The following is a 5,808-nucleotide window of genomic DNA, read 5'->3' as shown; positions in this document are numbered from 1 at the left end:
ATTGCGCTTTTGATCGCGGGCTGGGCGCCCGGCACGTGCTCGACGGTCAGCATCCGCTGCATCAGGTTGAATTCGAGCGCCGACACTTCACTCATCCCGCCGAGCTTCTTGCGGATCAGCGTTTCCTCGGTCGGGCAGTCCATCTGCATGATCCGGAACGCGGAGCGCACGTGGCCCGACGCGGTCGCCTGCGCGACCGGCAGCGGCGCGAGCGTCAGCGCGGCAGGCGCGCAGCAATCGCCGGCCGCGTGGTCGTGGTCGTGGTCGTGGTCGTGGTCGTGACCGGCATGGTCATGCGCTGCGTGATCATGCGAGCACGCCGTGCCATGCACATGCTTGTCGTCGTGTGCATGATCGTGATCGTGGCCGGCATCGCCATGCTCGGCATGCCCATGCGAACACGATGCACCGTGCACATGCGTATCGTCGTGTGCATGGCCGTGATCGTGATCATGGTCGTGGTCGTGGCCGCGCGAGGCAGCCTTGCCGTGCGCGTGCTCGCCGGCCGCCGGCGCCGCATCGGCGACGGTGGCCGTATCCGTATCGTGCGCGTCGGCGCAGCGCGGAGCGGCGCCGCCGGCATGACGGTGTCGTGGGTCGTGGGTACGCTGGGCGTCGGTCATGACAACCTCCTCAATGGCTAACGGTGTAGAGTTAACACCCTGAAGCCACTACAAGGTCAACCCTTACACGGGAGAAAGGTCATGAAGATCGGCGAACTGGCCAAAGCGGCCCGCTGCACACCCGAGACGATCCGTTTCTACGAGAAAGAGGGTCTGATGCCGGATGCGGAGCGCACCGACTCAAACTACCGCAACTACACCGACGTGCACGTCGAACGGCTGCGCTTCATCCGCAACTGCCGCGCGCTCGACATGGCGCACGATGAAATCCGCGCGCTGCTGCAGCTCACCGACACGCCGGCCGATCCCTGCGATTCGATCAATTCGCTGCTCGACGAACACATCGGGCACGTCGACGCGCGCCTCGCGGAACTCACGCATCTGCGCGACCAGCTCACCGAATTGCGCCGCCAGTGCGTCGGCGAGCATTCGGTCGAGGATTGCGGCATCGTGCACGGTCTCGCGACGATGGAAACCGTCGCCCCGGCCGCGAAGCGCTCGCACCTCGGCTGAAACCCTTGTGAAATATGATGGTCTGGTTGAGAATAGTTATATTCTTACTAGATATTAAATAACTATTCATGTCCACCAGTCGCCCGTCCCCGCTCGCGCTGGCCGTCCTCGCGACGCTGACCGAAACGCCGATGCATCCGTACGGGATGCTGCAGCAACTGAAGGCTCGCGGGTACGACGAAGTCGTCAACGTGCGCCAGCGCACGAGCCTCTACCAGACGATCGACCGGCTGCTGCGCGACGGGATGATCGCCGTGCACGACACCGAGCGCGACGGCGCGTTTCCGGAGCGCACGCTGTATGCGCTGACCGAGGCAGGGCACACGGCCGGGCAGGCGTGGCTGCATGCCCTGCTCGCGGAACCCGCGCGTGAATTTCCGGCGTTCGGCGCCGGTCTCGCGTTCCTGCCGCTGCTCGACGCCGAAGACGCACGCCACCAGCTCGAGCTTCGGATCGCCCGGCTCGATGCCGAGCGCGCGCGCCTTGAAACGCTGCGCGCCACCGCGCAGGCCGACCAGGTGCCGCGCCTGTTCCTGCTGCAGAACGAGCATGCGCTCGTGCTGCTCAATGCCGAACTCGAGTGGGCGCGCAGCGTCGTCGAACACATCAAGATCGGCGCGCTGCGCTGGGTGGACGGCTGACGCGTCACGCAGGCCAACTCCCGCAGGCAACGCGCATCGCCGCGATCAAAGCACCTTGCCGGGATTCAGGATGCCGAGCGGATCCAGCGCGGCCTTCAGGCGTCGCATCAATCCGATTTCCGCGTCGCTGCGCGTATGCGCGAGATAGGGACGCTTGAGCACGCCGATCCCGTGCTCGGCCGACACCGAGCCGCCCATGTCACGCACCACCGCGTACACGCAGTGATCGAGCGCATCGAGGTCCGCATCGGTCATCCCGGCCAGCGACACGCCGATATGCACGTTGCCGTCGCCGACATGGCCGAAGAACAGGCACGTGACATCCGGCCAGCGTGAACGCAACGCCGCCTCGCAGCGCTCGGCGAACGCGCCGAGTTCGCCCGTCGGCAGGCTCACGTCGAAGTTGACGAGATGCGGCAGCGCGTCGATCGCGAGGCCTTCGCGCAGCGTCCACAAGTCGCGCGCCTGCCGCTCCGACGTCGCGAGCACCGCATCCTCCACGAGCCCTGCGTCGAACCCCGCCGCGAGACCGTTTTCCAGTGCCTGGTGCGCGTCGCCGCCCGGTGCGCTCGTCGCGCATTCGATCAGGATCGCGAAGCCCTCGTCGCCGACAAACGGCGCCGCAACGCCCGGCGTGTGACGCGCGACGTAGTCGTAGAACGCCGGCCACATCGCCTCGAAACTGACGACCTCCGGCAGCGTGCGCACGCGGTTCCACAGTGCGACCACCGCGTCGTAGTCGCGCACGCGGCAGAGCGCCGTGGCCGGCGCAGCGAGCAACGGATGCAGCCGCAGCACCGCCCGCGTGACGACGCCGAGTGTCCCCTCGCTGCCGATGAACAGCTGCTTCAGGTCGTAGCCCGCGTTGTTCTTCAGCATCCGGTTCATCGACGACACGACCGTGCCGTCCGCGAGCACGGCCTCGAGCCCGAGCACCTGCTCGCGCATCATCCCGTAGCGGATCGCGCGCGTGCCGCCCGCGTTGGTCGCGAGCATCCCGCCGATCTGGCATGAGCCGCGTGCGCCGAGATCGACGCCGAACGTGAAACCCGCCGCTTCCGCGGCTTCCTGCACCGTCTGCAGCGGCGTCCCGGCGCGCACGGTCATCGTGCCGGCCGCCACGTCGAGCGCCTCGATGCCCGCGAAGCGTTCCATCGACAACACGACCTCGCCGCCGAGCGCGACCGCGCCGCGCGCGAGCCCCGTCAGGCCGCCCTGCGGCACGACCGGCTGGCCGAGTCGCGTGCACAACGCGAGCGTGCGCGACACGTCGTCGACGCTGCGCGGGCGCACCAGCGCGCGCGGCCGCACGCCGGCCGGCTCGTTGTACGCGGTGAAATAACGCGGATCGATGTCGGCCGAACGCGTGACGAGCGCATCGCCCAGTTCCGCGACGAGCACGACGTCGATCGCGTCGCCCGACAGCGATGCGTCTCCCTGTTCGCCACCCGCGGCGGTCGTGTTCCGGTTCTGCATCGCGTGCGGTTCCGCTTACTTCGCCGAGATGTCGATATCGCCGAAATACTTCAGGCCGAGCGACTTCACCGTGCCGTCCGCCTTCAGCTTGTCGATCGCCGCATCGAGTTTCGCCTTCAGCGCGCCGTCGCCTTTGCGCAGCCCGAACGCGATGCCGCTGCCGAGGATCTTGTCGTCGTGCACGGGCTGGCCGACGAACGAGAAGCCCTTGCCGTCCGGGCGCGACAGGAAGCCGCGCTGGCCGGACGGTGCGAGCACGAGCGTCGCGTCGAGACGGCCGGACACGAGGTCCGCGTACGCCTGGTTCTGGTCCTGGTACGCGACGACCGCGACGCCGGCCGGCTCCCAGTGCGCCTTCGCGAAGGTTTCCTGGATCGACGCCTGCAGCACGCCGACACGCTTGCCCTTCAGCGATTCCGGCGTCGGCAGCAGGCCGCTGCCGGTACGCGCGATCAGCTGGGTCGGCACACGATAGATGATCGTCGTGAAATCGATCGCCTGGCGCCGCTGCTCGGTCGCGTTCATCGCCGAATTGATCGCGTCGAACTTGCGGCCCTGCAGTGCGGGAATCAGGCCGTCGAACGACGTCTCGACCCATTTGCACGACAGCTGCGCCGTCTTGCAGACCGCATTGCCGACGTCGATGTCGAAGCCCTGCAGGTCGCCGTTCGGCGCTTTCGATTCGAACGGCGGGTATTGCGCCTCGAGGCCGAAGCGCAGCGTCTGCGCATCGGCGAGCGCCGCGCCCGAGCCGATTGCGCACGCGAGTGCGAACGCGAGTTTCAGGGTGGCCGTGTGCTTCATCGTGATCTCCTGTGTCTGGTCGATGCGACGCTCCCGTCGCCGGTTTACGTACGGGCTTTACAGCGAACGCAGCCGCCGCGCGCCTTCGACCAGCGTCGCGTCGTCCTTCGAAAAACTGAGCCGGATCACGCCGGCGTCGGTGCCGTCGGTGTAGAACGCCGACAGCGGAATCGTCGCGACGCGCGCGTCGCGGATCAGGCGCAGCACGAAATCGCTGTCGCTTTCGTCCGAGAAGTGGCGGAAGCGCGCGAGCATGAAGAACGAGCCTTCGCTCGGCAGCAGCTCGAAACGCGAATCGGCCAGCTCGCGCGCGAGCAGGTCGCGCTTGGCCTGGTAGAACGCGGACAGGCCGAGATAGCTGTCCGGCCGCGCGAGGATCTCCGCGAACGCGACCTGCATCGGCGTGTCGGCCGCGAACACCATGAACTGGTGCACCTTGCGGATCTCGTCCATCAGCTCGGCCGGCGCGACGCAATGGCCGACCCGCCAGCCCGTCACGTGGAACGACTTGCCGAACGACGACACGATCACGCTGCGCTCGGCCAGCTCGCGATGGCGCGCCATGCTCTGGTGCTGCGCGCCGTCGAACACGACGTGCTCGTAGACCTCGTCCGACAGGATCACGATGCCGGTATCGCGCGTGAGCTGCGCGAGCCGTTCGAGATCGTCGGCCGAAAACACGGTCGCGGTCGGGTTGTGCGGCGTGTTGACGATGATCATCCGCGTGCGCGGGTTGATCGCCGCGGCGACTTCGTCCCAGTTCACGCGGAAATGCTCGGGCGACAGCTTGATCGCCACCGGCGTCGCGCCCTGCAGCCGCACGATCGGCGCGTAGCTGTCGAACGACGGCTCGAAGTAGATCACCTCGTCGCCCGGGTGCACGAGCGCGCTGATCGCCGCGTAGAGCCCTTCGCTCGCGCTGGCGATCACCGTGATCTCGGTGGCCGGGTCGTAGTGCGTGCCGTACAGCGCCTCGGTCTTTTCGGCGAGCCGCTCGCGCAGCGCCATGACGCCGGCCATCGGCGCGTACTGGTTGTGCCCGTCGCGCATCGCGCGCGCGACGCCTTCGACGAGCGACGGATCGGGCGCGAAATTCGGCGCACCCTGCGACAGGTTCAACGCATCGTGCTGAGCAGCCAGTTGGCCGATCACCGTGAAGATCGTCGTCCCGACGTCGGGCAGTTTCGAACGGGGCGCGGTCGCGCTTCGCATGACTCCTCCTTCTGATGTCCTTCGGGCGGCCGCGCGCGACGCGCACGGCCTGCATCTGCCGCACGATTTAGCCCGAGCCAATATCGGTGGACAATCGAAAGTTCGTCATGGGGGCCATGCATTTTTCTCATGGCTCCTGGAGAAGCGCGCGTAACGGCAAGGCTAGCCTGCCGGCGCGACATGCGAATCAGGCATTTCCCCTAGGGGATTACCGACCGGCCGCCGCCAGATAGGCGAGCAGCACCGCCCGCAGCTCGCCGCGCAGCGCGGCGATGTCGAACGCGGGCCCGAGCGTCAGCAACGCCTGCGAAAGCCCGCCGTAGCAGATCGTGTGCGCCATCCGCGCAAGCCCGTCGAGCCGTGCGGCCGGCGGCGGATCGGCCGCGTGCGCGAGCGCGTCGCGCCACAGCGCGACGTACGCGTCGTAATGCCGGCGGTAGGCGGTGAGCGGCGACACCTGCCGCTCCAGCGCGAAGAGCGCGCCCCACAGCGCCGCGTCGGCGCCGATCGCATCGACCTGCAGGTCGACGAGCGCGGCG

6 protein-coding genes and 2 pseudogenes are annotated in these 5,808 nt (G+C 67.7%); 3 read left to right on the top strand and 5 right to left on the bottom strand.

The features are described 5' to 3' along the window. A pseudogene (locus G3O00_RS38870) lies at positions 1–416 on the bottom strand (heavy metal translocating P-type ATPase); the annotation flags it as partial. Between G3O00_RS38870 and G3O00_RS44210 the strand changes: the two are divergent. From G3O00_RS44210 to G3O00_RS38860, 3 genes are all read left to right on the top strand, one after another. Further along, positions 333–644 (top strand): hypothetical protein, encoded by a 312-nt coding sequence (locus G3O00_RS44210; protein WP_346779023.1) that lies wholly within the window; start codon positions 333–335, stop codon positions 642–644. The pseudogene G3O00_RS38870 and the gene G3O00_RS44210 overlap by 84 nt on opposite strands. Before the next feature lie 60 nt (positions 645–704). After that, positions 705–1,136, top strand: coding sequence for a Cd(II)/Pb(II)-responsive transcriptional regulator (gene cadR / locus G3O00_RS38865; RefSeq protein WP_011350541.1), 432 nt, complete (start codon positions 705–707; stop codon positions 1,134–1,136). A 68-nt stretch (positions 1,137–1,204) separates the two neighbouring features. After that, the gene (locus tag G3O00_RS38860; protein ID WP_011350540.1) at positions 1,205–1,777 is read left to right on the top strand and encodes a PadR family transcriptional regulator; all 573 of its coding nucleotides are present in this window, start codon (positions 1,205–1,207) and stop codon (positions 1,775–1,777) included. Between the two features lie 45 nt (positions 1,778–1,822). On the opposite strand, the gene G3O00_RS38855 is transcribed toward G3O00_RS38860, so the two are convergent. The 4 genes and pseudogenes from G3O00_RS38855 to G3O00_RS38840 form a co-directional block, all read right to left on the bottom strand. Further along, a complete protein-coding gene (locus G3O00_RS38855) occupies positions 1,823–3,253 on the bottom strand; it encodes an FAD-binding oxidoreductase (protein ID WP_206146162.1) in 1,431 nt (476 codons plus the stop codon). A gap of 15 nt (positions 3,254–3,268) precedes the next feature. Further along, positions 3,269–4,057: an ABC transporter substrate-binding protein gene (locus G3O00_RS38850; protein ID WP_206146161.1), complete on the bottom strand. Its 789-nt coding sequence runs from the start codon at positions 4,055–4,057 to the stop codon at positions 3,269–3,271. Positions 4,058–4,114: 57 nt separating this feature from the next. Next, positions 4,115–5,269, bottom strand: a complete 1,155-nt coding sequence (locus G3O00_RS38845) for a pyridoxal phosphate-dependent aminotransferase (protein WP_011350537.1) — start codon at positions 5,267–5,269, stop codon at positions 4,115–4,117. A 208-nt stretch (positions 5,270–5,477) separates the two neighbouring features. Then, positions 5,478–5,808: pseudogene (locus G3O00_RS38840) on the bottom strand (TetR/AcrR family transcriptional regulator); the annotation flags it as partial.

It is taken from the genome of Burkholderia sp. Ac-20384 (assembly GCF_017104605.1).
In the GTDB taxonomy this organism is placed as follows: domain Bacteria; phylum Pseudomonadota; class Gammaproteobacteria; order Burkholderiales; family Burkholderiaceae; genus Burkholderia; species Burkholderia lata.
Note: the sequence above shows the minus strand (reverse complement) of the source record. Positions and strands in the feature narration are given on the sequence as shown.

Bases quoted from the DNA above. Each gene is read 5' to 3' on its own strand.
- G3O00_RS38860 (WP_011350540.1), top strand. From the start codon at position 1,205: ATGTCCACCAGTCGCCCGTCCCCGCTCGCGCTGGCCGTCCTCGCGACG.
- G3O00_RS38855 (WP_206146162.1), bottom strand. From the start codon at position 3,253: ATGCAGAACCGGAACACGACCGCCGCGGGTGGCGAACAGGGAGACGCA.
- G3O00_RS38845 (WP_011350537.1), bottom strand. From the start codon at position 5,269: ATGCGAAGCGCGACCGCGCCCCGTTCGAAACTGCCCGACGTCGGGACG.
- cadR (WP_011350541.1), top strand. From the start codon at position 705: ATGAAGATCGGCGAACTGGCCAAAGCGGCCCGCTGCACACCCGAGACG.
- G3O00_RS38850 (WP_206146161.1), bottom strand. From the start codon at position 4,057: ATGAAGCACACGGCCACCCTGAAACTCGCGTTCGCACTCGCGTGCGCA.
- G3O00_RS44210 (WP_346779023.1), top strand. From the start codon at position 333: ATGCTTGTCGTCGTGTGCATGATCGTGATCGTGGCCGGCATCGCCATG.